The following is a 26,880-nucleotide window of genomic DNA, read 5'->3' on the forward strand; positions in this document are numbered from 1 at the left end:
ACTACTTGAAAATTAACTATATATGAATGTTATATTATTTTTGAGTATTAAAAAAACCTCACAGGTTTTAAAAGCCTGTGAGGTTTGTATGATATAATTTCAAATATTAAAGAGTATTCATCATCTCTTCAGAAACCTCCATATTATGGTAAACATTCTGTACATCGTCATCATCCTCGAAACGTTCAAGCATCTTCATATTTGCTTTAAACTGCTCCTCGTTTACTTCTTTTGTAGTATTGGGAATTCTCTGAAGTTCGGCGCTTTTTGCCTCAATTCCGAGTTCATCCAGTTTATGTGACAAAGAACCGAAATCTTCGAAAGCTGTCGTGACCATTACTTCTTCTTCATCTTTTTCAACATCTTCCGCTCCTCCGTCAATCATTTCCATTTCGAAATCATCCCAATCCATTTTAATCTGGGATAAATCAATAGTGAAAATTCCTTTTCTATCAAAAATGAAAGCCAATTCCCCGTTTTTCCCGAGGTTTCCGTCGAATTTATTAAAGACCGCTCTTACGTTGGCAACAGTTCTTGTTGTGTTGTTGGTGGTACATTCAATGAAGAATGCCACTCCTCCCTGACCATACCCTTCATAAGTGATCTCTTCGTAGTTTTCAGCATCTGCACCACTTGCTTTTTTGATGGCTCTTTCAACATTGTCTTTCGGCATATTGGCACCTTTCGCATTCTGGATGCACCTTCTCAATGCAGGATTTGATTCCGGGTCAGGACCACCGGCTTTAACCGCCAATGCAATATCCTTACCTATTTTAGAAAAAGTTTTAGCCATCTTATCCCATCTGGCCATTTTAGAAGCTTTTCTATATTCAAATGCTCTTCCCATTTTATTTTTAAATTTTCAACAAAATTAGCTAAAAGTGAACGAAAAAAAAATACCTCCAGAAGACTGGAGGTATTTATATTTAGAAAAATTTAATTATTTTCTTTTTTTAGCCGGAGCTTTTTTCTTAGCCGGAGCTTTTTTCACTGGAGCATCTTCGTAATCTCTTTTCTTGATTGCGTTCCACTCGTCAGCATTTTCAATAGCTCTTACAACTACTTTTCTGTCTACTTGTCTTTCAGCATCAGAAGCTGTTTCAGCAACAGTAGCTTTAGACTCACCAACACCAATAGATTTAAGTGCATTAGCATCCACACCTCTTGCATCTAAAGCAGCAACTACAGCAGCAGCTCTTTCTCTAGATAATTTTAAGTTGTAAGCCTCAGAACCTTTAGCATCAGTTCTACCTTCTAATAAGTAGTTACCTCCATCTTTCTTAATGATTTCGGCAGCAGCATCTAAAGCAGGAGTAGATTCAGCTTTAATAGTAGCTTTGTTGAAATCGAAGAATACACTTCCTAATTTAGTTTCAACATCAATAGCAGTTTGTGTCTTAGGCTTAGGACATCCGTTGTATTCTGGAAGACCTGGAACTGTAGGACAAGCATCATCTTTATCTAAGATACCGTCACCATCTGTATCTGGCCAAGGACATCCGTTGTTTTCTGCAGGACCTGCAACTGTAGGACAAGCATCATCTTTGTCGATTACACCGTCACCATCTGTATCTGGCCAAGGACATCCGTTGTTTTCAACCGGACCAGCTACGTCTGGACATTGATCGTCTTTATCTGGAACTCCATCACCATCTGTATCAGGACATCCCTGGAATTCTGGTAATCCCGGAGTATCAGGACATAAATCGTCTTTATCTAAGATACCATCTTTATCTCTGTCTCTGTTACCGAATCTGAAGTTCAATGAAGCAGAAGCTTGCCAGAAGTTAGCAACGTTTGATTTATCACCCGGAGTTGATACATAATCACCCTGAACACCTAAACCGAAGTTTTTAGTTAACCAGAAGTTAATACCAGCGCCTGTAGCAACAGTAAAGAAATTAGCTTTACCATTTTCGTTACCATTCTCACCATTTCCAATTACAGCTCCGTTAGCATCTGTTCTTGGGAATGTAAGAGAAGTATAATCATGTCTCAGGTAGTTAGCACCAACTCTTAAGTACGGGTCGAACCAAGATTCTTCATCCCATAGAAGACCTGCAGCTTTTGCCTGGAAACCAAGACCTGTCATCAACATGAATTCTTTACCCATGTTAAATCTCTTGTTTTCAACATTACCTACAGTAGTTTGCCAGTCGATAACCAAACCTTTACCTACGTTTCTTGCAACAGTAAGTTTTGATAATGGCGGAGTAATAGAGAAGTTGTTCATATTGAACATTGTCTTCGTCAAATTATTAGCAGAGAACGTGTTACTGAAGTTCTCTCTCTGTGCCATATGGTTTTCCGCGTGAGCACCAACCCCGATCATCCACGGATTGTTGGTAGTCTGAGCGAACACAGTAGAAGCGACAGTAAGCGCCAATGCTGAAATTCCTAATTTTAGATTTTTCATAGAATTAAATGATTAAATAATTGATAATGCAAAATAAATATAATTTTTCTTTATATACAAAGTTTTTACGATGATTTTTAACTTTTCTTTAATATTCTGTCGAGGTTTCTTTTATTTTCTCTATCTTTAATGCTCTCCCTTTTATCAAAGAGTTTTTTACCTCTTCCAAGTGCAATTAAAACCTTTGCTTTTCCCCTATCATTGATATATAATTTTAAAGGTATAATGGTATTGCCTGCATCCTTTAATTTCTTTTCCAGTTTTTGAAGTTCTTTTTTGTGCAACAACAATTTCCGTTCCCTTTTTGTCTTATGATTATAAAATGTACCCAATTTATATTCATCGATCATCATATTAATGATATATAATTCCCCGTCAATAAACTGACAGAAGGATTCTGCAATAGAGGCTTTTGAGGAGCGTAAAGATTTTATTTCTGTACCTGTAAGTACCATTCCGGCTTCATATTCTTCAAGAATTTCGTACTCGAACCTTGCTCTTCTGTTTAATATATTGACTGTCTTTTCTATTTTCATCTCGAATTCGTCTGATATCTGTTATTGGTCAGGGCTATACCTGTTATTTTTAAGATGTCCTTTCGGACTGCTTGTATAAATTAAGTAATGAAATATATAAAAAATACCTTACATTTAAAAACCTGAATATTACATTATTGCGAAATACCCAAATTCTTTTCGTATTTTTGCGCCAAATTTACAAAACTATATGTTAACAGTATCTAACTTATCTTTACAATTCGGGAAAAGAGTTCTTTTTGACGAAGTAAACATTATGTTTACGAAAGGGAACTGCTACGGGATTATCGGAGCAAATGGTGCAGGAAAGTCTACATTCCTTAAAATATTGACCGGAAAACAAGACCCAACAACAGGACACGTATCTCTGGAACCTGGGAAAAGAATGTCTGTTCTTGAGCAGGATCACTTTGCCTACGATCAATATACTGTTCTTGAAGCGGTTTTGAGAGGTAACAAAAAATTATTCGAAATAAAGGAAGAGATGGACGCGCTTTATGCGAAAGAAGATTTCTCTGATGAAGACGGTATCAAAGCAGGTGAGCTGGGTGTGATCTATGATGAAATGGGTGGATGGACAGCAGAATCGGATGCACAGACTATGCTTTCTAATGTCGGGATTACAGATGATATGCACTGGCAGATGATGAGCGAGCTTGAAAATAAAGACAAGGTAAAAGTTCTTTTGGCTCAGGCGCTTTTCGGGAATCCGGATGTACTTATTCTGGATGAGCCTACCAATGACCTTGATATCGATACCATTTCATGGCTGGAAGATTTCCTTGCAGATTATGAAAATACGGTAATTGTTGTATCTCACGACCGTCACTTCTTAGACACGGTTTGTACTCATATCGGTGACCTTGATTATGCTAAACTTAATCTTTACACAGGTAACTATTCTTTCTGGTACCAGGCTTCACAATTAGCAACAAGACAAAGAGCTCAGGCTAACAAGAAGGCAGAAGAGAAGAAGAAAGAACTTCAGGACTTCATCGCAAGATTCAGCTCAAACGTTGCAAAAGCGAAACAGGCAACTGCAAGAAAGAAAATGATCGACAAACTGAACATTGATGATATTAAGCCATCTTCAAGAAGATATCCTGCCATTATTTTTGAAATGGAAAGAGAAGCGGGAGATCAGATTCTTGATGTAAAAGGCCTTGAAAAAACGAAGGACGGAGAATTATTATTCTCTAACATCGATTTAAACCTTAAAAAAGGTGATAAAGTTGCCGTTCTTTCTAAAAATTCATTGGCAATCACAGAATTTTTTGAAATTTTAGCGGGAAATGTTCAGGCTGACAAAGGAACGGTTGCATGGGGAGTAACAACTACTCAATCTCACATGCCCTTAGATAATACAAACTTCTTTCAGGAAGACCTAAGCCTTGTTGACTGGTTAAGACAATTCACTAAAAATGATGAAGAACGTCACGAAGAATTTGTAAGAGGATTTTTGGGAAGAATGCTTTTCTCCGGCGATGAAGCGTTGAAATCCTGTAAAGTACTTTCCGGAGGTGAAAAAATGAGATGTATGTTCAGCAGAATGATGCTTCAGAAAGCCAACGTTCTTTTATTAGATGAGCCTACCAACCACTTAGACCTTGAAAGTATCACGACGTTGAACAACTCGTTGTCTAACTTCAAAGGAAACATCTTATTGGCTTCTCATGACCACGAAATGCTTTCTACAGTCTGTAACAGAATCATCGAACTGACTCCAAACGGAATTATCGACAGAGAGATGACTTACGATGAATACCTTGCCGATAAAAGAGTAAAAGAATTAAGAGAGAAAATGTATTCTTAAATATTTAAAACCGTTCATGACCTGAACGGTTTTTTTTAACACTCCACGACAACATTAAACTTCCCTTTTAAAACTTTTTTCCCTATTTTTGTGAAATGAGTCAAAAATGGATTTACAAGCCCGAACCCGATGAGGAAATTGTGGATGGACTAAGTTCGTCTCTTGGTTTTGGAACTTTCGAATCTAAACTCCTCGTTCTCAGAGGAATTGACAATTACCAGAAGGCCAGAGAATTTTTTAAACCGAACCTTACCGACATTCACAGTCCGTTTCTGATGGCAGATATGCAAAAAGCCGTAGAGCGCATTGCCACCGCAATTGAAAACGGAGAAAAAATACTGGTGTACGGAGATTATGATGTGGACGGCACTACTGCCGTTGCACTGATGTATCTGTACCTTAGCAAAATTGTTCAGAAAAAGTATTTAGACTATTATATTCCCGACAGGAATTCCGAAGGATACGGAATTTCCACCGAAGGAATTGATTTTGCCAAAGAAAACGGTTTCTCGCTGATCATTGCTTTAGACTGCGGCATCAAAGCATTAGACATGATCAATTATGCTAAAAGTCTTGATATTGATTTTATCATTTGTGATCACCATTTACCCGGCGAAGAAATCCCCGACGCTGTTGCCGTTCTGGATCCTAAAAGAAGCGACTGCCGCTATCCTTTTAAGGAGCTATCCGGTTGCGGAGTTGGCTTTAAGCTTTGCCAGGGCCTGAATACCATTTATAAACTTCCTGAAGCCGACCTGTTTGAGCTTACCGATCTTCTGGCTATTTCCATTGCTGCAGATATTGTTTCTATGACCGGCGAAAACAGGGTTTTTGCTAAGATGGGTCTGAAAACCCTCCGTAAAACGAGAAATTTAGGCCTGCGATTATTGATTCCTGATGAAAAGCTTTCTCATTTTGAGATCTCCAATATTGTGTTTGAAATTGCTCCGAAGATCAATGCTGCCGGAAGAATTTCACACGGAAAAGCAGCGGTTGAACTCATGGTTTCTGATAACCTGAAACACGCCCATCAGATTGTAAGCGACATCATGAACCTTAATGATGAAAGACGTGAACTGGATATGAATTCTACGCTTTCTGCCTTGAATCAGATTATCGAATCTCAGCAGGAAACAAAATATACGACCATCGTCTATCATCCGGAATGGAATAAAGGTGTGATCGGTATCGTAGCATCAAGATTAATAGAAACCTATTATAAACCAACATTGGTGTTTACTGACGGAAACAACGGTGAAATGGTGGCTTCCGCAAGATCCGTTTCAGATTTTGATGTACATGAAGCATTGGATATGTGTTCCGAATATTTCCTGAAATTCGGAGGTCACCATGCAGCGGCAGGACTTTCCATGGAAAAGGAAAAATTTGATGCATTTAAGGAAAAATTCGAAAGGGTGGTTTCCGAAAAAATAAAAGAGCATCAGAAAGAGCCTTCCATTACAATTGATTCTGAAATTCAGGTTGATGATATCAACAGGGAGTTCATTAATTTCCATCGAAAGCTGGCTCCTTTCGGACCTCATAATATGAAACCGATTCTGGCGTTAACCAACCAAAAAGTTTCCGGATATATTAAAACAATGGGAAAGGATAACAATCATCTCAAGTTTTATATCAGACAGGAATCTACCGGAAGAAATATTGAATGCGTTGGCTTTAAATTGGGCCAGTTTGCAGATGATTTCAGAACAAAAAGTTTTGATCTCGCTTTCACGCTTGAAGAAAATCACTGGAAAGGAAATGTGACGCATTATCTGAATATTAAAGATGTAAAATTCAGGGATTAGAATATGAAGAAAATCGGTCTTTTTTTCGGCTCTTTTAATCCTATTCATATTGGCCATCTGATTCTGGCGAATTATATTCTGGAGCATTCGGATATGGATGAGCTTTGGTTTGTGGTAAGTCCGCAAAATCCTTTTAAAGAGAAAAAATCATTGCTGAAAGATCACAACCGCCTGGATATGGTGCAGCTTGCCGTAAAAAATTATCCTAAAATGCGAGCCTCCAATGTAGAGTTTTCTTTACCTCAACCGAGCTATACTATCGACACGCTGACTTATCTTCATGAAAAATATCCTGATTATTCTTTCAGTTTAATTATGGGTGAAGACAACCTCCAGAATCTCCATAAATGGAAAAACGCTGATATTCTGGTCAAAAATCATCACATCATTGTATATCCAAGGGTATATGAAGGCTATAAGAAAGACTCTGATCATTTTCAGCATGAAAATATTTCCTTAATCAAAGCGCCTGTTATTGAGCTTTCTGCAACGGAAATCCGCAACATGATCAAAACCGGGAAAAATGTAAGACCAATGCTTCCTCCTGAAGTCTTTGAATATTTGGACGGTAGCAGTTTTTATCAGTAATTTTGTATTGTTTATGACTTATGAAAGAAGATGGATGCTTGAAGTTTTCTGATTTGGTCCTGCATTTCTAATCATTAATAAACAATTATGAATTTCATCGAAAAATTTTTTTCAAAATATCCTCAGGAAAAAGTCATCAAATGGTTTAAGCAGGTTTGTGTTGCAGAAGCCATCACCTGTTTTCTGTTGTATGGTGTTGCCATGATCTGGAAACGCTATGATGATGATGGACTTCTGGCTACCATTTTCATTATCATTATCGGAAATGTCCACGGACTTTTTTTTACCCTGTATCTATTACTTTGTCTTCCGGCAAGGAAGATTTACCGTTGGGACGATGAGGATTTTGTCTTTGCACTACTTTCTGCATTCTTTCCTTTTGCCACTATTTGGGTCGATAAGAAGCTCGCCCGATTTGACAGAGAATAAAATGTACAGGATCTTTTTTAAGGTCCTTTTTTTTGCTTTGTACTTCAATAAAGAGATTATATCAGATCTCAACCGCCTTTTCAATTCATTTTTTAATTTTTTCTAATCTACAATGTAATATTTTTTTTGCCTGAATTGTCTTTAAAGTAACAAAGCCGATATGAATTAAAAATTTTAACTAAAATTTTACAACCTGTAAATCAATTAGTTAATATTGTTTTAAAAACATTTTAAGTACTTTGTATTGCAAGATACTTAATTTATTATATATCTTTGCAATGTTCAATAATAACAAATACAAGCTATTAAACTCTCTAAACATTAAAACATGAAAACGACCATTCTTATTGCAGCCATATTTTTCAGCGGACTGACCTTCGCACAGGAAAAAAAACAAGACAGTGTAAAAACGAAAAGCATCGAAGGGGTAACTTTAACCAAACAGGTTTTCAAAAAGCAAAGCGACCGTTTTGTTTACGATGTAGCCGCATCTCCGGTGACGAAAGGAAATACTACTTTTGATCTTCTTAAGCAGACTCCTCTTTTATCAACTACCGATGACAAGACATTGAAAATTGCCGGAAAGAATAATGCACTGATCTTCATTAATGGCAGAAAAACCAATATGGATGCGGAATCTTTAACGCAGTTCTTAAAAAATACTCCAGCAGAAAATATTCAGAAAATTGAGGTGATTACGGTTCCCGGAAGTGAATATCAGGTCGAATCTTCCGACGGGATCATCAATATTGTTCTGAAGAAAAAAATGAGCGACGGCACAAGCGGAAACATGAGAATGTCTAACTCTCAGAATAAATACAATTCCAGCAATGCGAGTTTCTCTGTGAATTACCGAAAAGATAAGCTGGGAATCAATGCGAACCTTAGCGGCGGAGAAAATATTAATCCTCAGTCTTATATTTTAAGAAACAGATCAGAAAATGTACAGAACGAATCTGTAGGTAATATCGATGATCCAAACAAAAACATCGGAGGATATTTAAATGTTGATTATCAACTGAATGAGAAAAGCAATTTAGCTCTATCATGGAATTCCTGGGCTAATAAAAGCTACAATTCTACTATTGATCTTTTAAATACCATTACAAGATACGATAACAACAATAAATTGATTTCTACTGCATATACGAGGACTAAAAATAAGGAAGATGCCCGAAACTACAATAATTCTGTTAATTTAAACTATGAACTAAAGCTTGATTCGCTTGGAAGTAAACTGAATTTAAACGCAGCCTATCTTAATTACAAAAGATTCCAGTATTCTGATAACAATACCATGATTTCTGATGTGAAAGGCAGTACTTCAGGCTTCTCACGAATCGGAACAAAAATCATTCAGGATATTCCTCAGATTATCAATAACTTTTCCGGAACGGTAGATTACATTCAGAAGTTTAAAAATGATTTTACGTTTTCAGCAGGAGGAAATTTCAATAAAACCAAAACCGACAACGATACCAAAAACTATACCTACGATTATATTTACAACGATGCTGGTCAATTACAGGTGATTGCCTTCACCCAGGATCCCAACCACTTTATTTACGATGAAAATATTTATGGCGCTTATATGACTTTTGAAAAGAAGTTTTCTGATAAGTTTTCAGGAAAAATAGGGGCCAGATATGAGATTACCAACAGTCTGGGAACATCTGATAATGCAAAGCAACCTGAGTATCAGAGAATAAAAAGAAATTACAACAATTTCTTACCATATCTCAGCTTCAACTATGCGATTAATGACAAGAATAATATCTCTTATTCGTTTTCAAGCCGGATGAGAAGACCAAGCTTCTGGGAACTTAATCCGGTGAAGAACCTCATTACACAGGATAATTATACCCAGAATAATCCTTTCGTAAAAGCATCTTCAACGTACAATCAGGAATTAACGTACATGTACAAAAACTCTTATTTTCTGATTTTAAACCATACTTATTTAAAAGATCAGATTACACAGGTACCTTTACAAAGAAGCTATATGGATCCGGAAACCAATGAGAAAAGAGTTCAATTGGCTTACATCAGAACCAATTTCGGTGACAGGCAGGAAATGTCTGCCATGGTAGGAGTTCAGAAATCGCTTTTCAAACAATATCTGACATTGAATTTTAATGCAGGAATTCAGCATAATATTAATAACGGAACATTAGATACAGATCCTACAACGGGGCAGGTTTTTGATAAATATGTTAACGACAGAAAATCTACCAGTCTGGTCATCACCAGTAACAATACCCTGCGTCTTGACAAAAAGAAAACCTGGTTTTTGGGAGCAAATTTCTTCTACGTAGATAAACAGCAAATCGAGCTTGGTGTTTTGAAAAACCTAATGAGCCTGGACCTCAGCATCAAGAAAAACTGGAATGACTGGACTTTTACCGTAAATGTAAATGATGTATTAAGAACCAATGTAGTTGAAATAGAAGACTTCCAGTCAAGCGGAAATTACAATTATATCAGAAATGACCAATACAGACGAAATCTTACCGTAAGCATTACCTACAACTTCGGTAATCAGAAGGTGAAAAAGGTAAGAGATCTCGAAAGTGCCTCTGATGCCATCAAAAACAGAACAAGATAACAACAATCATTTCTTCATATATATTATTTTTTGTGGTAACCCATCGTTTTCGGTGGGTTTTTTCTTTTAAATTTACATATGAAAAAGCACGATAATTGCAGAATGATCCAAAACGAATAATCAAATGAAGAAATACTTAATCATATCGGGAATTCTGCTTCTGTTTCTTACAAGCTGCCAAAAGACTATTGATCTTGGAACAAATGCTTCTTTTAAAATCGAAAAAAATGTATCGTACGGAAAAGATCCTGAACAAAAAATGGATATCTATCTCCCGGAAAGCGGAACAGAGAATAAAGAGGTATTTATCATTATTCATGGCGGCGGCTGGCGGGGTGGAAGAAGATCCGAACTTACGAGTTTCACTTTTGATCTCATGAAAAAATTTCCCGGAAATATTTTTATCAATCTCGATTACCGATTGGCTTCGTCAAACCGTTTTGCGATTCCTGATCAGACAGACGACATTAAAAATGCCATAAATTATTTAGAGAAAACTTTAAAAATTAAACCGCGATATATTCTTCTCGGGAACAGCGCCGGCGGACATCTTTCTATGCTTTATGCTTATAAATTTGACTCTGATAAAAGGGTAAAAGCGGTGATTAATATTGTCGGTCCCGCAGATCTCAATGACCCCGGATTTAAAAATTACGACGATTACCGCTTCCTCGAAAAACATCTTATTGATCCTAAAATTGTTGGCCATAAAACGACCTTAATGGATTTTGGCAGCCCTACATATTGGATTACCGCTGCTTCTGCACCTACTATTTCTTTCTACGGCAATAATGATTATGTAGTACCGATTTCGCAAATGAAAATTTTAGATTCGGTTTTAACAGATCATAACGTATATCATGAGTCCTACGAATTTAACGGTGATCATACCGGTTGGAAAAAAGATAACAACGCCACATTTCTGATTCAGAAAATAGATGGTTTTTTGAAAAATGTGGGTAAAAAATAAACGCTCTGAAATCTCAGAGCGTTTTATCATTTATTCAGATTTAAAAACTTCTGACCTTTCCGAAACGCCGTTCGCATTGAAGGCTTCGATCTGGAAATAATACGCATCGGCTCTGTCGGCTCCGGTGAAAAAATATTCATTTTTTCCATACACCATGATGCTTCCGTATAATTTTTCAGGAGATTTCCCCCAGTAGATTACATAACCGTCTGCATCGGAATTCTGCTGCCATTTCATCCAGATACTTCTTCTTTCACCATACTTTTTAGGATCAGAACGTAAAGGAACAAAATTTTGGACTTTTCCGGGAACTGCTCCCGCCCCTTTTCCAAATACCCTGAATCCGCTTAGTGCAAATTTCCCTGTCGGCATTTTTAAATTTTCCATCTTCAGGAATCTCGCTTTGGTAGGTTTTTCCAGTTCTACATAATCGTGCGGAACGTCTTTCGTATTTTTACTTTTATCAACAATAACATTCCATTTCTTACCATCATTGGAACCGTAAATTTTATACTGATGCATTTTACCTAAAGTTTTACCCATAAATTCAACATCCTGATCTGCGTAATTGATTTGGATAGCATTAATGGTGGAAACCTCTCCTAAGTCTGTTTGGAACCACTCTCCGGAATTCCCTGTTTTGGCACTCCAGTAGGTTTTGATATCTTCATCCACCGCATAATTGGAATGATATCCTCCCAGCGTTGAGGAAACCTGAACCGGCTTATCATAATTCAACAGCATCCATCCTGCGAAAAGCCCTTTTGAAAAGTCTTTTCCCTGTGCATACTGCGGAAGATACGTCGGATAATCGCCGTAAGCGGTGTTGCAATACATCACATCATCTTTATCAAATCCGGCAGGCCAGATTCCCAGACGTCTTTCAAAATTGTTTTTAGTGGAAATAAAAATGGTAGAGATATGCCACCAGTTTTTGTAATTATCTTCAAAAGTAGCACCGTGTCCTGCTCCTCTTGCAAAACCTCCCGGCTTGTAAGAAAATGGATTATGCTGTTGGTATTCGAAACCTTCCAGCGGTTTGCTGCTCACATACACTCCATCGGAATATCCGCTGAATTCCGTTGCCGGAGCTCCGTACTGCATATAATATTTCCCGTTGTGCTTCGTCATCCACGCTCCTTCTACAAAAGGCTGCAGGAAAACATTATCGTTGTATTCCCCGAACCTTTCCCAACCGTGATCTTCCGGTTTTAGCCTTACAATCGGTTTTACGAAACCTTCCGACTGAAGTGTGTTTACTTTAACTTCCGTTCCCAATAAAGGCCATTCATTACTGGAACCCCAATACAGATACAGCTTGTTTTTATCTTCGTCGTAGTGAAAGGCAGGATCCCAGGCTCCTACTTTTAAAGTATCAACGGCAATTTTCCAGTCGTCTTTTGTAGGATTGGTACTTTTCCAGATCGGGAAATCCTGTTCCCAAGTAGAGCCGAAAACATATAGAGTGTCTTTCATAGCCCAGACTGCCGGAGCGTTCAGATCATGAATATATTTATTGTCTCTCAGGAATTTCCTTTTTACGAATTTCCAGTCGAGCATATCATCACTGTACCAGTATCCTTCCTGATTGGTTGAAAACAGAAAGAGTTTATTTTTAAAATTAACAATTACCGGATCTGCCGTAGCGCGGTGTTTCCCCTGTTTTGAAAAAACTTCAAACGGAGTATAGCCGTAGTCGATATTGATTGGGTTACAAAATGTCTTCTGCTGGGCTTTCAAACTAAACAATCCCAACAACAGCATTAATGACAAGAGGTACTTCTGCATTTTCATACTTTTTTAACGTTGTGAACAAAATTAATCAACTTTTTTTGGTTTTCTCCAAATAAAACCGTCTAATAAGTAATGGGTAAGCTGGGGAACAACCAATAAGGGAACTAAAAACTGAAACCAATTGAGTTCAATGTTAAGGTTTAAGGAAAAATGTTCCTTCCAGATCAAGACTTCCCATAAAAATTCTTCAAAAAGCGCAAAGGAAAGAATCACCAAAACAAACAAAAAGATTCCGAAAGTTGATTTGAATATAGAAAGACTGTTTAAATCTTGATTGTTCTTTTGTTTAATTTCTCTGATGTAAATTAAAGCAACATAAGGAATTCCGTGTGAAATGACATTCAGAAAAGTGAAAACCAGATCATTATTAAAATACACAATTCCGAAATACCAGGAAAGATAAGTTCCGGATATTAAGGTAATTTTAGGAATATTATATTGTTTCTTTCTAAATATTTCATAGATCGTTTTCAATACCCAGATGATTAAAATTCCGAAATACAGGAAAGTGACCAAAGGAATATAATCCAGTACGTTCTGAAACCAATTGAATTCATTTTCTACAAACCATGTAAAAGCTCTTGGCGTTTTAAACCAATACAGAATTGGAAAAATCGTGGCAGAATATACGGCAATTTCATCTATCTTTTTACTCCAGTTATCCGGTTCAAACCGCGCATAAATTCTCATGAATCCGTATTGCTGCCGGATAAAATGAAAAACGGCAGTCAGGGCGAGAACCGACCAGAAAATTAAGCTTCCTAACTGGTATAAGACTAATCCTAAAATCCAGCTTACAGCAGGAATTCCGTAATACAGAAGTTTTCTTTTCCTTACTTCCTCCTTTATAAAATAGGTTTTAAATAAGGTTGAATAAACGTGCGCCACGTCTACAAAAACAATCAGGAAAAGCCATGTGTAAAAGGAATACTGATTTTCCAGTCCCTGAATCTGTTTCTGAAACAGGAAAACAATCAGCAAAATAATGAAAGGCGGCGATAAAATAAACCATCCGTCGGCTCTCGCATTATGGATCCAGGGTTGTTTCATTTTTATATTTTGGGAAACCTTATAGGTTTTAAAACCTATAAGGTTTGAATTCTTATTTTAATATTTAATCAAATTGCTGCATCTCTTTTGCAGTTCTCCATCCCTGATAAAAAGCTTCCTCGAAAATTGAAATTCCCGAAAGATCCGAATGGGCGAAGAAAACCTTTCCGTCAATCGGCTGTTTTGCATTTTCAGAATATTCAAAAATCTGTCCCGGAACAGGTGCAATCATTGCGTGTCCGATTTTGTGAAACTGCATTTCAATAATAAAATCTTCGATCAGGGGATGAGCTTTTTTTAAATCTTCCAGGACGAGGTTTTTTAGCTTATTTTCTTTTAAAGCATATAATTTTTTCCGCGCTCTCTTACAATTATCCGTCGAAAGACTCCTGTAATAGGTGATCACTTTTTCGCCCATAATTTGCTCTACATTCTGATGTTGGTCATAAATATAGCCCAAACCATCGGAACCATAAATTACGTTATCCCAAGCCAATTCTTCATCGCCTCCGAAATCGTTTTTCAAAGTAATCGTTGTTAAAAGCCACGGAACGTAATTGAAATTTTCAGTTTTTTTATTGTTGAAAATTCTTTCGTTGACGAATTGCGGAGTCGCAAACAGAACTTTTTCAGCAATGATTTTTTTTGTCTTTTTCTGAATATTGTCGAAACTTAAAACCTCAACATTTTTATCATTAATTATTATCTCAAAAACTAAATTGTTCGATGAAGATTTTCCTTCTGTATATTTTGAAAAATGTTTTGCCAGTCTTGCATTTCCTTCCGGCCATGTAAAAACCTGATCTTGGTATTTTTTGCTCCAGTTGTTTTTTCTTCCGGCGAAATAATGAATTCCCGCCCAAGCCGAAACGTAATCGATTCCCAAACCATAATCGTCGCGGCACGAATAATCCAGCAGCCATAACAATTCTTCCGAAATAAAATTTTCCTTTTTAAGCCAGTCTTTGAAAATAATTTTCTCTAATTCTAAGACCTCATCTTCCCGACTGGAATCGTGAACCGGAATCGCAAACCAATATTTTCCTTCCGCATCTTTTTTATGCTGAAAATGATCCATCATTTTAAAAAAACGGTCGAATTCCGCTTTTGTTTCTGAGGAAATTCCGTTTTGCGGAACGATATCGTTTTGCCATGAATTTTTAAAAAATAACCGTTCCTGTTGCGGGAAAGTCATTTGATATTCATCTAAAATCGGATCGCCATTTTGATCGTCTCCCTGGTAAATTTTGCATTCTTTCAGAAATTCGATGATTTCAATATTTTCTTTGTTGGGTAATGGTAAATAATGCGCTCCCAAAGGAAATTTTGAAAATTTGTTCTGTCCGTTGGACGAGTTTCCGCCTAAATGGTTTTCCATTTCGAGCAACAGATAATTGTTTTCCTGATGCTGACTGAAAAATCTACACGCCGAAAGTCCTGAAATTCCTCCGCCGACAACGAGGTATTTTGTGCGAATTTCTTCTGCAGGTTGAGGAAAATCTTTTGCCCAGAGTTTGTGCCCTAAAATATGATTGGTCCCGGTGATCTTTAGCAATAATGATTTGCCTTTTTTACTGCAATAGTGTAAAAAAGGAATCATGAGACTGCCCAGAAATAGGGTTTTAAGGAAATCTTTTCTGGAAAATTGAGTGGGTTGAGTTGGCAAGATTTAATGGTTATTTTGAGATGCTTTCGTAGTTGTCTTCGGGATTCTGAAAATTGTTGATAACTCTGTGGATTCTCAACATATCATCCTGATAATCATAAATAATATAGTTATGTTTCGTTACCAAATATTTCATAAAACCTGTATCTCTATATTTTTCAAAGTATACATTTTTTGAAAGTAGCATTTGAATAGCCTGATCATATTTATCCAAAAAATTATCTAAAACCAGAACGCCCCAATGATCAAAAAGATAATCCTGAAGATTTTCAAAATCTTTCCTTGAAAGATCACTATATTCTACCCTCATTCTTACGCTGTTCTAATCTTGCACGAGCCTGCTTCATTAATTCCTGGTGAGATATTGTTCTTCCCATTCTGAAATCTTCCTCAGATCTTTTCAGGGATTCTAAAATCTCTTCATGGGTTTCATTTCTGTAAACCGGTTCCATTACTTTAGCAATAGAAAGCAGTTCTTCGGAAGTAAATCTTTTTTCTTTCATTTTTTTGAAAAAGGTCGGTTTTTTAATTCCTGTTTTTTCAATGATGTAAGAAATTTTGAGAGGTGAATCTTTCAGAATCTGATCGATATTGTTCTGGATTTCTATATATTTTTCGATTTCAGCTATCATATTTTTACAATTTAAGTATCAATTTATGATACAAATATAATAAAAAATTGACACTGTTTTACTGAACTTTTCCCCATTCTTCATCAAAATACCGTACTAAAATCTGGTTATTCAATCGATTGACTTCGATATCTTTGGTCTTCATATCTTTCGTAAAGTAAGAAAGCTGGGAAAAATTGTAATCATAAAATTTCAAGTTTGAAATTTTGCGATATATTTTATTATTGATCGGCTCAAATGAAGCCATTGAGAATCCCCATTCTCCAAATGAAGGAACATACGTATGATATGCCGAAGTAAAAGGAAAAACCTGATTAATTGTTTTCTCAATACACCAGAAGGATTTCGGAGCAAAATAAGGAGAAGTTGTCTGCACAACAATTTTGGTGTCTAAAGTTGTCAGCCTTTCGAGTTCTCTGTAAAACTGTAAAGAGTATAATTTTCCCAAGCTATAATTAGAAGGATCCGGAAAATCGATGATGATAACATCATATTTTTTCGAGTTTTCTTTCACCCAGATGTAAGCATCTTTATTAATGACTTTAAGTTTAGTACTGGATAAAGAGTTTTGATTTAACCTACGCATGGTTTCATTATTTTTGAAAAAACTGGTCATTTCTCCATCCAAATCTACCAGAGTGATGTCTTTTACTTCTTTGTATTTTAAGACTTCACGAACCGCAAAACCATCTCCACCGCCGAGAATTAAAATCTGATCAATCTTTTTAGCCATAGACATGGCAGGATGAACCAATGCTTCGTGATAACGGTATTCGTCTACAGAAGAAAACTGTAGATTGTTATTTAAATATAACCTGAATTCCCGGTTATTTCTTGTTAAAACTATTCTCTGATAGGGTGAGCTTTTGGTGTACACTACATTTTCACCATATAGCTTTTCTTCCGAAAATGATAAAATTTTATCAGAGAAAATAAAAAGAACAACCAGTAAAATGAATGCGCCAATCGATTTTATCTTTAATGAAACCGGTCTTGACAATTCATTTTTAAGGTAAAAACATAAAAATATCGCTATCGAAATATTAATCAATCCAAAAAATAATGGTGTTTTTACGATACCAAGATTCGGAATTAAAACCAATGGAAATAAAATTGAAGCCAGCAATGCACCGATATAATCGAACGCAAAAACGTTTGACACCAGATCTTTAAACTGAACCCTGTCTTTTAAAATATTCATCAGAAGCGGAATTTCAACGCCAACAAGACACCCGGTAAAAAAAACAAAAAGATAAAGCACGGCTTCGAAATGCGCCAGCGTATTAAATAAGATAAACAAAACCACTGAACTTATTCCGCCGATAATGCCTACCAGAATTTCAATTTCTATGAATTTATCAATTAAATTTCCTTTAATAAATTTGGCAAAATACGATCCTACTCCCATTGAGAAAAGATACACGCCGATGATGAAGGAAAACTGCTTCACGGAGTCTCCCAAGAGATAACTTGCCAGCGCCCCCGCCACCAATTCGTAGATGAGTCCGCAGGTTGCAATGACAAACACCGAAAACATCAAAAGCAGTTCAAGAGGAATCCTCTTTTTATCCATGAATCGCTGCACTTATGATGATTGAAATCCCGATGATGAAAGCTCCGAAAATAATTGCCAAAGCTGTATTTTTATTGTGAGCGATTTCGTGCCATGTTTTTTCCGGCGTTAATTTTTCGATTATTAAATAGCAAACCAGCAGAATTGCTATTCCTAAGAAGGAATAAATCACTGAATTGATGACCGGTAAAAAGTTGATCTGATCCATAATTTATATTTTTTTATTTGTGATAGTATCTGTAATAGCCGACTCCCGAAGAATGATGTCTTCGCGTTGTTCCGTCTCTGTAGGTTTCTGTTTTCTCACAGTCGCAAAACTGATTTCCGGCAAAAGTAAGATAGGTAAACCAGCCGATAAAAAACATTCCGCAAAGACACAGAATCCAGTTTTCTTTTAAGTAATGAATTATATTTCCCATCTTATGAATAAGTGTAAGGTGAATTTGAACTGTTGAACCATTTTGATCGTTCAAAAGCTCTTCTGCCGAAATAAAATGCTAAAGATAATGCCACGAGAAATAAAAGGACAACTACAAAATTCCTGAAAGAGACCGGGAGCCATTCGGCTTTGATTTTCACGGATTTATTTTCAGGCGTTGCAGATATGGTTCCTGCCTGAGCATTTGCATTTAATAAAGAATCAACATCCGTTTTTCCCAATGTCTTGTGAACCAATTGCCCGAGCGCACTTACCGAATCTGTTTTAATCATTTTAGCATCTCCGAAAGAGTTGGTTTCGAAGGTCGACTGATTAGTTACGCTGACGATTCCGTTCTCTTCCCTCGATATCGAAAGATTACCATCCGGAGAAATGTATCTTGCAGGCTGCGAAGTTTTAAGAGGCTCCTGCCTTTCCGCAGAGATTACAAAATGATATTTTCCCGGAGCAACGCCACAGAAATTAAATGATTCACGCTGACTTCCTTCGCTCCAGCTTTCACCATCTTCATAACCGTGGTATTCTTCGATATCTTTCGAAGCGAAGACAATTTCGTTGTTTTTTTCATTAACAAGGCCTAAGCCTACATTTACCCAGGAATTATCTACATTAGAAGAAACCTCAACCTTCAATGGCGCGGAACCGCCGGATAGCTCGAAACTCTTGCTTACCATCTCCTTATCCGCAACGTCGGTAAAATTTACATCTTGTTCAAAAACCAGGGCATTTGTTCTGGTACTAACTACATAAAGCTGAATAAGACAAATCATTAGCGCTGATACCGCAAGAATATTAATCGCCTGTTTCACGTTGACATAAAAAGGCTGAACGATTCCTATTCCTGTATAGTTGGGAAGATTGATGATGTTGAATGCTTTTTTTACTTTGTATCTTGAGATGTGTTTCCCAAAAAAATATTGAACTCCGTCTTTTGATTTTTCTTCGGAGATCATTTGTGTACCATTCACATATTCTTTATAGGTTGAAAGTCCGAAATCCAGTCTGTCTTCAAAAAAGCCTGCCGCCGCATGAATATGGCATTCAGTTGTTTCATACCGTCTTAATTTTAATGATCCGTATTCTAAAATTATACTGTTCCATGATTTTCTCTTCACTTCCATTTTATCTATAGAATGCAGTAAAACCCAGTGCCCATCGCTTTCACTCAGGAAAGCGTCTTTCCCTTTTTTATCTTTTAAATAATATTCCCTCCAGAAAACAGTGCTTCCGTATTTTCGGATGATAATTCCGGTTACGGTATAATCTGTGCCGTTGATAGTTCCTTTTTGCCCGACTTCAAGAACAACACTTTCGACAGGCTTTTTAACAACTTTTGCGGAAATATTTTTGGAAATATCAATAAGATTTGAACAGGATTTGCAGACATATTCACTGATTTCAAAGTCTGCATCAATTGTATTCTCGGTTTTACATACGGGACAAATGTAATGCATGTTTATCTGTAAATTTTGTGTTTCTGAATGGTTTTAGCTTTAAAATATTCTATGATTTCTTCGGCAATTTTTTCAACTTTTGCCGTATTGTCCTGTAAATAATTGCAGAGGAAAACATCAAAGGTAAGCTGCCTAAACTCCGGCCAGGTATGAATACAGAGGTGAGACTCTTTAAGACAGACAGCCGAAGTAAAACTTTGGTTTTCAAAAACATGACTGGTAACACCTACAATTTCTACGTCTTTTGTTGAGAGTACATTTCGGGTAAATCCCAAAAAACCTTCACTGTCTAATAATAAAGCTTCTGACTCCGTTTCCAAAGTCAGAAGAATATGTAACCCTTTGCTGGTAATTGATTCCAATTCAATATATTTTCAGCAAATATATTATTTTTTCGGTAAGAAAACCTCAGCAAGCATGCAACGTGCGCTTCCGCCGCCGTTTACCTCAACGGTATTTAGGTCTGAGTAAATAATTTCACAGTATTTCTCAATCGCAGAAATCTGATCTTCATGTAAAGATTTATAAGCGGTTTCGCTCATCACCAAAAACTTTTGCCCTTCTTTATTATGTACCTGAAGCATATTTCCGGCAAACTGCTGCATTTGTTCTTCAGAAATCTCAATAATTTCTTTTCCTGAATTTTTAATGGTTTCCATAACCTTGCTTCTTTCCAGCTCGTCATCAATGCAATCCAGACAAATGACCACAAAACGATCAGCGACACACATCATCACGTTGGTATGGTAAATCGGCAGCCTTTCTTCGCCTACCGTCTGGAATGAATGGAAAACAACCGGCGTAAAACCATATTTCTCACAAAATTCTCTGAATAGATTTTCATCAAGTCTTAAAGAAACCGATCCGTAAGCAATTTTGTTGTCGTGATCAAAAATCATGCTTCCTGTTCCCTCAAGATAATGTCCCTGCATTTCCGGGAAAGACCAGTCGTCGATCTCTGAAACTTCATATCCCTGGTCTTTTATGGTTTCAATGATATCTTCTCTTCTTTCGACTCTTCTGTTGGAAGCGAACATCGGGTATAAAACCACTTTACCGTCTTTATGAAAGCTTACCCAGTTATTCGGGAAAATGGAATCCGGAGTATGGGGATCCAATGTATCTTTTATGTTGATAACGTTGATTCCTTTGCTTCTCAGTTTCTCAACAAAAACTTTAAATTCTGACAACGCTTTGAACTGCGTATCAAATCCTTTCTGCTCTATCTGAAAATAATTATTTTTTGCCGTTTCTGCATTAAATCCGAATGCGATCGGCTCTATCATTAATACGGTATCTGTTGTCTGCATAGTTTGTGTTTGAGGGGGTTTTGGGTTTGAGGGTCTTAGTGTTTTAGTGTTTTAGTGTTTTAGTGTTTTAGTGTAAATTACTTTTCTTCTTTATTTATTGATGAAAATGTACACCAAGTTTGTGACTGACTCATCATATTCACTAACATCCCGATTATTTGGTTGTATTGATTGTTTAAAATTTTAAATTGTTCTTCATTAATATACTCACAACTTCTTGCAAATTGCAGCCAGGTCTGAGTTTCTCTTGCCTCGCCTTCAGAATCTGTAAGTTTTGAAATAAAAGATTTCTCATATTTCCTTTTGCCCCATGCTTCACTGATATTGGCTGAAACTGAGCGTGAGGATCTTCGTATTTGATCTGTAAGAGAATAACGTTCTTCTGCAGGGAAAATTTTTGAAAGCTGATAGATTTCCATCGCTGTATCAAAAGACTTCTGATAAACCCGCAGATCCTGATGAAATTTTATAGTAGGCATAATCATCTGTATTTAAGTTTAAAAATATAAACTTTTTAAATAAAAACAATATACACATACTCTAAAACCCTCAAATTCCCTCACTCTCAAACGCTCCTACTCTCTCACAAGCGGCATCGTAGAACATCTCAGCAATCCTCCCATTTTTGAAATCTCGCGGTACGGAATTTCTTCAACGGTCATCCCCCATTCGTTTCTGAGGTGGTTGTTCATCCTGGTAAAAGTTTTGTCTGAAACCACTACTTCCGGAGAGATCGAGAATATATTCGGGAACATTTCAAACATTTCTTCCGCTGTAACGTGGAAACAGTTTTCTTCCCCGAAAATATCGATAATCAGACGGTAATCACTTTCATCTACAAAACCGTCTTTGTAAATGATACATTTGTCTTTACCGATCGGGTTGAAAGTACAGTCCAGATGTAAAATACCCTCATACGGAATTTTGTCGTTTTTTTTCAGTTCCAGGTCGATAATTCTTTTTTTAGGAAAATATTCCTTCAGAATTTCTATGGCATATTCATTAGTTCTGGCTGTCTTATAGCTTCTGTAGTCTTCGCTGAAACAGGTTCCGATAAACAGGAAATCATCCCATACAATAACATCACCTCCTTCAATATGTGCCGTTTCGGGAAGATTGATGATTTTTCTCCACTCTACCTTTTCAAAAATATTCCTGTAGGCCCCCTGTTCGTCTGCTCTGTCGGCAATTACGTTGGAAATAATCATTTTGTCATCGATCACAAAAGCGACATCTCTTGCAAATACCTGATTGTAATCTTCGATAATATTTGGACGCAGGACTTCCACATCATATTTCTTCAATACAGCTTCGAAAGCATTCATTTCAGTGATGATAAACTCTTCTTTCGGATAGATGTTGTTTTGTATCGAGTAATAGGATTTGGCGTCATAACTTTCATCAAGTGCAGGGATGCCACCCATGGAGTTCGGCTGTCCCAGAACCACTGATTTCAGCCTTCCTGTTTCGTTTTTTATATTTAGTTTCATAAAAATTATGCAATGCTACAAATATAAGTAAAGGTCTGAATCTGGGAAACTTTTGTGGCCTTTTTAGAGCAGCATGACAATATAAATCTGTTAAATAATAGTATGGCAGTTTTTTACTTGGGTAATCTGATAGACTAAGACAATTGTTTGCTTTATGAGAGTATTTTTACAGATAATTTTTTAAGTAAATTTTTTTAATAATTTTTTCACAATATTGCATTAAAATTCATACATTAGTGATATAATAATTAAGCTAAGTTATTAAAAACCAATCAACAAAATCATTACATTATGAAAACTAAAAATTCTGTGCTAAAGAATGCACAAAAACTCGACAGAGAAAGACAAAAAACATTTATTGGAGGAGTCTCCGCAGCAAGACGCTGCTGCGAATGGGACTTTGAAACAGGAGTGTGTACACTCTGGACTTGCGACAGATGCCAGTGTCCATAAACAAAAGCGAACTTGAGAACCTGCCTTTAAAGCAGGTTTGTTTTTTATATTGTACTTTCGTAAGATACAAAAACAAAATGGAGAAATCTGACCAGTCAGTTCACAGCATCTGCATCGCAAAAATTAAAAGAAGCACCATGAAACCTCATGATTTCAAGTGGACTCAATTTTACGAAAATGATTCTAAAAATTTATTTAAGCACTACCCTTTCGAATTGGACAATGAAGAATTAATTATATCCTCTACTATTATTGATTCAGAAAATTTCAGCATCTTAACTACGAGAAAACTGATTACTCTTGAAAACGGAATATTATTTTACGGAGATTTGAAGAACGCAAAAGATCAATTTTATGGAGATTTTAAAAGTGAAAAAAAAAAGTTTACTTTTGGTTCCGTAAAACTTGAAAATGGTATGATTTTGAGATACTTTATTGAAACAGGAAAAGCTTCCATGGTAATGATCCACAGTGTAAGGACAGTAATAAGTATTCAAAAAGTAGCGAAGAGAGTATAATAAAAGCCACCTGAATATCTAATAAAAAATTGCAGTAACTCTATTTCTTCTCTGTTCTTAAAGCTTTAACTGAATACCAAACTGTGATGAAACTTACAATCAACTGCCCCGGAACCAAAGTCCTTCTGAAAAGCATGCTGAAATCATTGGCTCTTTTATAAATAAAGGGAACCCACCTTTTTTCGGTTTCGTAAAAGTACAGATAATAAACAGTTCCGATTCTGAAAATTAAAAGTGCAAGGCTAATGAAAAAGAGTAATTTTAAAGATTGCCTGGTAGAGACCAGAATAATCAAAGTAAACGCACAGAGAAAGCAGATAAACATTTCCATCTGATAGAAGATCACATTTACCAAGCTGTATGTCGGTGAATAATCTGCCGGTTTGGTATGCAGCATTTCAAGAAAATCGAACGTTTCTAGCATGAGGAAAAGTCCGTACACAATGTACAGAACAACATTAACCCTCATTGTCTTTTTTAATGAATTTAATTTCTCATTTTCCATACTTTAAGTTAAAAAAATTCTACGAAATAAAAAATCCCAAAGCAAGCTTTGGGACTATTTATCATCATAAGAAAATATTATCTGTTTACCATATCAATGTAATCTCTTTTCTGAGCACCTTGATATACCTGTCTTGGTCTTCCGATAGGATCTCCTTTTATTCTCATTTCTTTCCATTGAGAAATCCATCCCGGTAGTCTTCCCAATGCAAACATTACAGTGAACATTTCCGTAGGGATTCCCAACGCTCTGTAAATAATACCTGAATAGAAATCTACATTCGGATATAGTTTTCTTTCTACGAAGTATTCGTCTTCCAAAGCCACTTTTTCCAACTGCATTGCAATATCCAGTGCTTTATCGTGAATACCCAGTGCGTTAAGAATATCATCTGCAGCCTTTTTAATGATCTTCGCTCTTGGATCAAAGTTTTTGTACACTCTGTGTCCGAAGCCCATTAAACGGAAGCTGTCATTTTTATCTTTAGCTTTTGCTACCCATTTGTTTACATCGCCGCCGTCTTTTTCGATAAGCTCAAGCATTTCGATTACCGCTTGGTTTGCTCCACCGTGAAGTGGTCCCCAAAGCGCAGAAACTCCTGCAGAAACAGATGCAAAAAGACCTGTGTGAGCAGAACCTACCATTCTTACGGTAGAAGTAGAACAGTTTTGTTCGTGATCTGCGTGAAGGATTAATAATTTATCTAAAGCACCCACAACAACAGGGTCAATTTCAAACTCCTGGTTTGGCATTCTGAAAGCCATTTTGTAGAAGTTTTCTACATAATTCAGGCTGTTGTCCCCGTGGTTAAGCGGTAATCCCTGGGTTTTTCTGTACGTCCATGCACAAAGGTGAGAGAATTTTGCAATAAGCAATTCTGCAGCATGATCCATTTCTTCTTTAGAATTCACATTAACTGCTTTTGGATTAAACGCCGTTAAAGCAGAAGTTAATGAAGAAAGAACTCCCATAGGGTGAGCAGAACGAGGGAAAGCATCGATGATTTTTTTCATCTCCTCTGCTACGAAGTTATATTTTTTAATGTTTGATTCGAAAGAGCTGTACTGATCCTGAGTAGGCAAATCACCGTGTAATAAAAGGTACATTACTTCTGTGAAGTTTGATTTATCGGCAATCTGCTCGATCGGATATCCTCTGTAGAATAATTCCCCTTTATCTCCATCTAAGTAAGTGATGTCACTAAGTGTAGCCCCGGTATTCTTATACCCTAAATCAAGTGTGATCAGACCTGTCTGGTCTCTTAATTTTGAAATATCGATTCCTCTGTCTCCGATAGTACTATCCACAATTGGATATTCATACGAATTACCGTCGTAATTCAATATTACTTTGTTGTCTGACATTATTTATTTTTTTTCTAAATATACTACTTATTACAAAACACGGCAAACTAAAAATTTCGCTTGCCGTTATTTATAATTTCGATTAATTATCTTTTGATTTTAAAAGCATCCAGTCCCGGGAATACTGCAGTATCGCCAAGAGCTTCCTCAATTCTCAACAGCTGGTTGTATTTTGCCATTCTGTCTGATCTTGATGCAGATCCCGTTTTGATTTGTCCGCAGTTCATTGCTACTGCTAAATCAGCAATTGTAGAATCTTCTGTTTCCCCTGATCTGTGAGACATTACGGAAGTAAATCTGTTGTTCTGCGCCATTTGTACAGCAGCCATCGTTTCAGAAAGAGAACCGATCTGGTTTACTTTTACTAAAATTGAATTAGCAATTCCTTCTTTAACTCCTCTTGACAGTCTTTCAACGTTTGTTACGAATAAATCGTCACCTACTAACTGTACTCTGTCGCCGATTTTATCCGTTAGCATTTTCCATCCTTCCCAGTCGTTTTCCTGCATCCCGTCTTCTATGGAGATAATCGGATATTTCGCTGCCAATTCAGCAAGGTAAGAAACCTGCTCACTGCTTGAGAACTGAGCAGCATCCGGAGTCTGGAATTTTCTGTAATCGTAGATCCCGTCTTTGTAGAATTCGGAAGCGGCGCAGTCAAGTGCCAGCATAATATCATCACCAGGCTTGTAACCTGCCTTTTCAATAGCCTGAAGTAAAGTGTCCAAAGCATCTTCAGTTCCGGAGAACGTTGGTGCAAAACCACCTTCATCACCTACTGCAGTTGAAAGTCCTCTTGAATGAAGTATTGATTTTAAATTATGGAAAATTTCAGTTCCTTTTCTTAATGCATGGGAGAAAGAATCTGCTTTCACCGGCATGATCATAAATTCCTGAAATGCGATGGGCGCATCTGAGTGAGAACCACCGTTGATAACGTTCATCATCGGAACAGGAAGTGTATTGGCATTTACACCGCCAACATATTTATATAAAGGCATTTTCAGTTCGGCAGCAGCCGCTTTTGCAGCAGCCAGAGATACCCCTAAAATTGCATTGGCTCCAAGATTACCTTTATTGTTTGTTCCGTCAAGATCAATCATAATCTGATCGATAAGGTTCTGATCGTATACCGGAAGTCCTACCAATTCTGGTGCAATTACCTCTCTTACATTCTCAACAGCTTTAAGAACACCTTTCCCCATATATTCTGAACCGCCGTCACGCAATTCTACTGCTTCATGTTCTCCTGTAGATGCTCCGGAAGGTACCGCAGCACGGCCCATCGCTCCGCTTTCTGTAAATACATCTACTTCAACTGTAGGATTTCCTCTTGAATCTAAAATTTGTCTCGCTTCTATGTAAGAAATGTAACTCATTGTTCGTTTTTTTATAGTTCAGACAAATTTAATCAATTTTTAACTTTTTAAAGCAGATGTATGGCAATTTATACGTTTATTCAGAGTT

At 36.7% G+C, this 26,880-nt stretch carries 26 protein-coding genes; 7 read left to right on the forward strand and 19 right to left on the reverse strand.

The genetic code is table 11. The annotated features are described in order from the left end of the window. Positions 1–106 precede the first annotated feature (106 nt). From ACYT6F_RS03470 to smpB, 3 genes are all read right to left on the reverse strand, one after another. Entirely contained in the window at positions 107–847 is a 741-nt protein-coding gene (locus ACYT6F_RS03470; protein ID WP_472599910.1) for a YebC/PmpR family DNA-binding transcriptional regulator, read from the reverse strand. A 93-nt stretch (positions 848–940) separates the two neighbouring features. Beyond that, the gene (locus tag ACYT6F_RS03475; protein ID WP_472599911.1) at positions 941–2,416 is read right to left on the reverse strand and encodes an OmpA family protein; all 1,476 of its coding nucleotides are present in this window, start codon (positions 2,414–2,416) and stop codon (positions 941–943) included. A 77-nt stretch (positions 2,417–2,493) separates the two neighbouring features. After that, positions 2,494–2,952, reverse strand: a complete 459-nt coding sequence (gene smpB / locus ACYT6F_RS03480) for an SsrA-binding protein SmpB (RefSeq protein ID WP_029297688.1) — start codon at positions 2,950–2,952, stop codon at positions 2,494–2,496. Positions 2,953–3,142: 190 nt separating this feature from the next. Here smpB and ACYT6F_RS03485 point away from each other — a divergent pair, with 190 nt between their 5' ends. The 6 genes from ACYT6F_RS03485 (at position 3,143) to ACYT6F_RS03510 (ending at position 11,165) form a co-directional block, all read left to right on the forward strand. Next, positions 3,143–4,765, forward strand: coding sequence for an ABC-F family ATP-binding cassette domain-containing protein (locus ACYT6F_RS03485; RefSeq protein ID WP_169231294.1), 1,623 nt, complete (start codon positions 3,143–3,145; stop codon positions 4,763–4,765). Between the two features lie 95 nt (positions 4,766–4,860). Then, positions 4,861–6,573, forward strand: a complete 1,713-nt coding sequence (gene recJ / locus ACYT6F_RS03490; RefSeq protein ID WP_472599912.1) for a single-stranded-DNA-specific exonuclease RecJ — start codon at positions 4,861–4,863, stop codon at positions 6,571–6,573. A gap of 3 nt (positions 6,574–6,576) precedes the next feature. Further along, complete coding sequence (gene nadD, locus ACYT6F_RS03495; RefSeq protein WP_472599913.1) at positions 6,577–7,161, forward strand: nicotinate (nicotinamide) nucleotide adenylyltransferase; 585 nt, start codon at positions 6,577–6,579, stop codon at positions 7,159–7,161. Positions 7,162–7,248: 87 nt separating this feature from the next. Further along, on the forward strand, positions 7,249–7,590 hold the full coding sequence (locus ACYT6F_RS03500) for a DUF3817 domain-containing protein (RefSeq protein WP_472599914.1): 342 nt from the start codon (positions 7,249–7,251) through the stop codon (positions 7,588–7,590). A 328-nt stretch (positions 7,591–7,918) separates the two neighbouring features. Next, entirely contained in the window at positions 7,919–10,195 is a 2,277-nt protein-coding gene (locus tag ACYT6F_RS03505; protein WP_472599915.1) for a TonB-dependent receptor domain-containing protein, read from the forward strand. Positions 10,196–10,319: 124 nt separating this feature from the next. Continuing rightward, entirely contained in the window at positions 10,320–11,165 is an 846-nt protein-coding gene (locus ACYT6F_RS03510) for an alpha/beta fold hydrolase (RefSeq protein ID WP_472599916.1), read from the forward strand. A gap of 30 nt (positions 11,166–11,195) precedes the next feature. Here the strand turns inward: ACYT6F_RS03510 and ACYT6F_RS03515 are convergent, their stop codons facing one another. The 13 genes from ACYT6F_RS03515 to ACYT6F_RS03575 all read right to left on the reverse strand — a co-directional run bounded on the left by ACYT6F_RS03515 (position 11,196) and on the right by ACYT6F_RS03575 (position 22,573). After that, positions 11,196–12,953: a discoidin domain-containing protein gene (locus ACYT6F_RS03515; protein ID WP_472599917.1), complete on the reverse strand. Its 1,758-nt coding sequence runs from the start codon at positions 12,951–12,953 to the stop codon at positions 11,196–11,198. Positions 12,954–12,983: 30 nt separating this feature from the next. Continuing rightward, positions 12,984–14,009 (reverse strand): hypothetical protein, encoded by a 1,026-nt coding sequence (locus ACYT6F_RS03520; RefSeq protein WP_472599918.1) that lies wholly within the window; start codon positions 14,007–14,009, stop codon positions 12,984–12,986. A 64-nt stretch (positions 14,010–14,073) separates the two neighbouring features. Continuing rightward, positions 14,074–15,564 carry an NAD(P)-binding protein gene (locus ACYT6F_RS03525; protein WP_472599919.1) on the reverse strand — a complete coding sequence of 497 codons (1,491 nt, stop codon included), beginning with the start codon at positions 15,562–15,564 and terminating at the stop codon, positions 14,074–14,076. Between the two features lie 121 nt (positions 15,565–15,685). Continuing rightward, positions 15,686–15,985 carry a type II toxin-antitoxin system RelE/ParE family toxin gene (locus ACYT6F_RS03530; RefSeq protein WP_472599920.1) on the reverse strand — a complete coding sequence of 100 codons (300 nt, stop codon included), beginning with the start codon at positions 15,983–15,985 and terminating at the stop codon, positions 15,686–15,688. Further along, entirely contained in the window at positions 15,969–16,307 is a 339-nt protein-coding gene (locus ACYT6F_RS03535) for a hypothetical protein (protein WP_472599921.1), read from the reverse strand. Before ACYT6F_RS03535 ends, ACYT6F_RS03530 begins: the two co-directional genes overlap by 17 nt. Positions 16,308–16,365: 58 nt before the next feature. Beyond that, a complete protein-coding gene (locus ACYT6F_RS03540) occupies positions 16,366–17,880 on the reverse strand; it encodes a polyamine aminopropyltransferase (protein ID WP_472599922.1) in 1,515 nt (504 codons plus the stop codon). Further along, the gene (locus tag ACYT6F_RS03545; RefSeq protein ID WP_076391900.1) at positions 17,873–18,088 is read right to left on the reverse strand and encodes a DUF350 domain-containing protein; all 216 of its coding nucleotides are present in this window, start codon (positions 18,086–18,088) and stop codon (positions 17,873–17,875) included. The genes ACYT6F_RS03540 and ACYT6F_RS03545 overlap by 8 nt, the downstream gene beginning before the upstream one ends. A 13-nt stretch (positions 18,089–18,101) precedes the next feature. Then, complete coding sequence (locus ACYT6F_RS03550; RefSeq protein ID WP_472599923.1) at positions 18,102–18,299, reverse strand: hypothetical protein; 198 nt, start codon at positions 18,297–18,299, stop codon at positions 18,102–18,104. A 1-nt stretch (position 18,300) separates the two neighbouring features. Further along, complete coding sequence (locus tag ACYT6F_RS03555) at positions 18,301–19,773, reverse strand: DUF4178 domain-containing protein (protein WP_472599924.1); 1,473 nt, start codon at positions 19,771–19,773, stop codon at positions 18,301–18,303. Positions 19,774–19,775: 2 nt separating this feature from the next. Further along, positions 19,776–20,135, reverse strand: coding sequence for an S-adenosylmethionine decarboxylase family protein (locus ACYT6F_RS03560; protein ID WP_472599925.1), 360 nt, complete (start codon positions 20,133–20,135; stop codon positions 19,776–19,778). A 24-nt stretch (positions 20,136–20,159) separates the two neighbouring features. After that, a complete protein-coding gene (ctlX, locus tag ACYT6F_RS03565; RefSeq protein ID WP_472599926.1) occupies positions 20,160–21,083 on the reverse strand; it encodes a citrulline utilization hydrolase CtlX in 924 nt (307 codons plus the stop codon). 77 nt (positions 21,084–21,160) lie between these two features. Beyond that, positions 21,161–21,562 (reverse strand): four helix bundle protein, encoded by a 402-nt coding sequence (locus ACYT6F_RS03570; protein WP_472599927.1) that lies wholly within the window; start codon positions 21,560–21,562, stop codon positions 21,161–21,163. Between the two features lie 96 nt (positions 21,563–21,658). Beyond that, on the reverse strand, positions 21,659–22,573 hold the full coding sequence (locus ACYT6F_RS03575) for a dimethylarginine dimethylaminohydrolase family protein (protein WP_472599928.1): 915 nt from the start codon (positions 22,571–22,573) through the stop codon (positions 21,659–21,661). A 530-nt stretch (positions 22,574–23,103) separates the two neighbouring features. On the opposite strand from ACYT6F_RS03575, the gene ACYT6F_RS03580 reads away from it, so the two are divergent. Beyond that, positions 23,104–23,544, forward strand: coding sequence for a hypothetical protein (locus ACYT6F_RS03580; protein WP_472599929.1), 441 nt, complete (start codon positions 23,104–23,106; stop codon positions 23,542–23,544). A gap of 40 nt (positions 23,545–23,584) precedes the next feature. On the opposite strand, the gene ACYT6F_RS03585 is transcribed toward ACYT6F_RS03580, so the two are convergent. From ACYT6F_RS03585 to eno, 3 genes are all read right to left on the reverse strand, one after another. Beyond that, positions 23,585–24,049 carry a hypothetical protein gene (locus ACYT6F_RS03585; RefSeq protein ID WP_472599930.1) on the reverse strand — a complete coding sequence of 155 codons (465 nt, stop codon included), beginning with the start codon at positions 24,047–24,049 and terminating at the stop codon, positions 23,585–23,587. 77 nt (positions 24,050–24,126) lie between these two features. After that, complete coding sequence (locus ACYT6F_RS03590) at positions 24,127–25,413, reverse strand: citrate synthase (protein ID WP_169231306.1); 1,287 nt, start codon at positions 25,411–25,413, stop codon at positions 24,127–24,129. Positions 25,414–25,499: 86 nt separating this feature from the next. After that, positions 25,500–26,792: a phosphopyruvate hydratase gene (gene eno, locus ACYT6F_RS03595; RefSeq protein WP_169231307.1), complete on the reverse strand. Its 1,293-nt coding sequence runs from the start codon at positions 26,790–26,792 to the stop codon at positions 25,500–25,502. Positions 26,793–26,880 lie beyond the last annotated feature (88 nt).

The organism is Chryseobacterium sp. NG-CE01 (assembly GCF_055695505.1).

Bases quoted from the DNA above. Each gene is read 5' to 3' on its own strand.
- ACYT6F_RS03540 (WP_472599922.1), bottom strand. From the start codon at position 17,880: ATGGATAAAAAGAGGATTCCTCTTGAACTGCTTTTGATGTTTTCGGTG.
- ctlX (WP_472599926.1), bottom strand. From the start codon at position 21,083: ATGCAGACAACAGATACCGTATTAATGATAGAGCCGATCGCATTCGGA.
- ACYT6F_RS03590 (WP_169231306.1), bottom strand. From the start codon at position 25,413: ATGTCAGACAACAAAGTAATATTGAATTACGACGGTAATTCGTATGAA.
- ACYT6F_RS03530 (WP_472599920.1), bottom strand. From the start codon at position 15,985: ATGAGGGTAGAATATAGTGATCTTTCAAGGAAAGATTTTGAAAATCTT.
- smpB (WP_029297688.1), bottom strand. From the start codon at position 2,952: ATGAAAATAGAAAAGACAGTCAATATATTAAACAGAAGAGCAAGGTTC.
- ACYT6F_RS03515 (WP_472599917.1), bottom strand. From the start codon at position 12,953: ATGCAGAAGTACCTCTTGTCATTAATGCTGTTGTTGGGATTGTTTAGT.
- ACYT6F_RS03485 (WP_169231294.1), top strand. From the start codon at position 3,143: ATGTTAACAGTATCTAACTTATCTTTACAATTCGGGAAAAGAGTTCTT.
- ACYT6F_RS03580 (WP_472599929.1), top strand. From the start codon at position 23,104: ATGGAGAAATCTGACCAGTCAGTTCACAGCATCTGCATCGCAAAAATT.
- ACYT6F_RS03570 (WP_472599927.1), bottom strand. From the start codon at position 21,562: ATGCCTACTATAAAATTTCATCAGGATCTGCGGGTTTATCAGAAGTCT.
- nadD (WP_472599913.1), top strand. From the start codon at position 6,577: ATGAAGAAAATCGGTCTTTTTTTCGGCTCTTTTAATCCTATTCATATT.
- ACYT6F_RS03585 (WP_472599930.1), bottom strand. From the start codon at position 24,049: ATGGAAAATGAGAAATTAAATTCATTAAAAAAGACAATGAGGGTTAAT.
- ACYT6F_RS03535 (WP_472599921.1), bottom strand. From the start codon at position 16,307: ATGATAGCTGAAATCGAAAAATATATAGAAATCCAGAACAATATCGAT.
- ACYT6F_RS03470 (WP_472599910.1), bottom strand. From the start codon at position 847: ATGGGAAGAGCATTTGAATATAGAAAAGCTTCTAAAATGGCCAGATGG.
- ACYT6F_RS03505 (WP_472599915.1), top strand. From the start codon at position 7,919: ATGAAAACGACCATTCTTATTGCAGCCATATTTTTCAGCGGACTGACC.
- ACYT6F_RS03550 (WP_472599923.1), bottom strand. From the start codon at position 18,299: ATGGGAAATATAATTCATTACTTAAAAGAAAACTGGATTCTGTGTCTT.
- ACYT6F_RS03555 (WP_472599924.1), bottom strand. From the start codon at position 19,773: ATGCATTACATTTGTCCCGTATGTAAAACCGAGAATACAATTGATGCA.
- ACYT6F_RS03575 (WP_472599928.1), bottom strand. From the start codon at position 22,573: ATGAAACTAAATATAAAAAACGAAACAGGAAGGCTGAAATCAGTGGTT.
- ACYT6F_RS03500 (WP_472599914.1), top strand. From the start codon at position 7,249: ATGAATTTCATCGAAAAATTTTTTTCAAAATATCCTCAGGAAAAAGTC.
- ACYT6F_RS03545 (WP_076391900.1), bottom strand. From the start codon at position 18,088: ATGGATCAGATCAACTTTTTACCGGTCATCAATTCAGTGATTTATTCC.
- recJ (WP_472599912.1), top strand. From the start codon at position 4,861: ATGAGTCAAAAATGGATTTACAAGCCCGAACCCGATGAGGAAATTGTG.
- ACYT6F_RS03475 (WP_472599911.1), bottom strand. From the start codon at position 2,416: ATGAAAAATCTAAAATTAGGAATTTCAGCATTGGCGCTTACTGTCGCT.
- ACYT6F_RS03510 (WP_472599916.1), top strand. From the start codon at position 10,320: ATGAAGAAATACTTAATCATATCGGGAATTCTGCTTCTGTTTCTTACA.
- eno (WP_169231307.1), bottom strand. From the start codon at position 26,792: ATGAGTTACATTTCTTACATAGAAGCGAGACAAATTTTAGATTCAAGA.
- ACYT6F_RS03520 (WP_472599918.1), bottom strand. From the start codon at position 14,009: ATGAAACAACCCTGGATCCATAATGCGAGAGCCGACGGATGGTTTATT.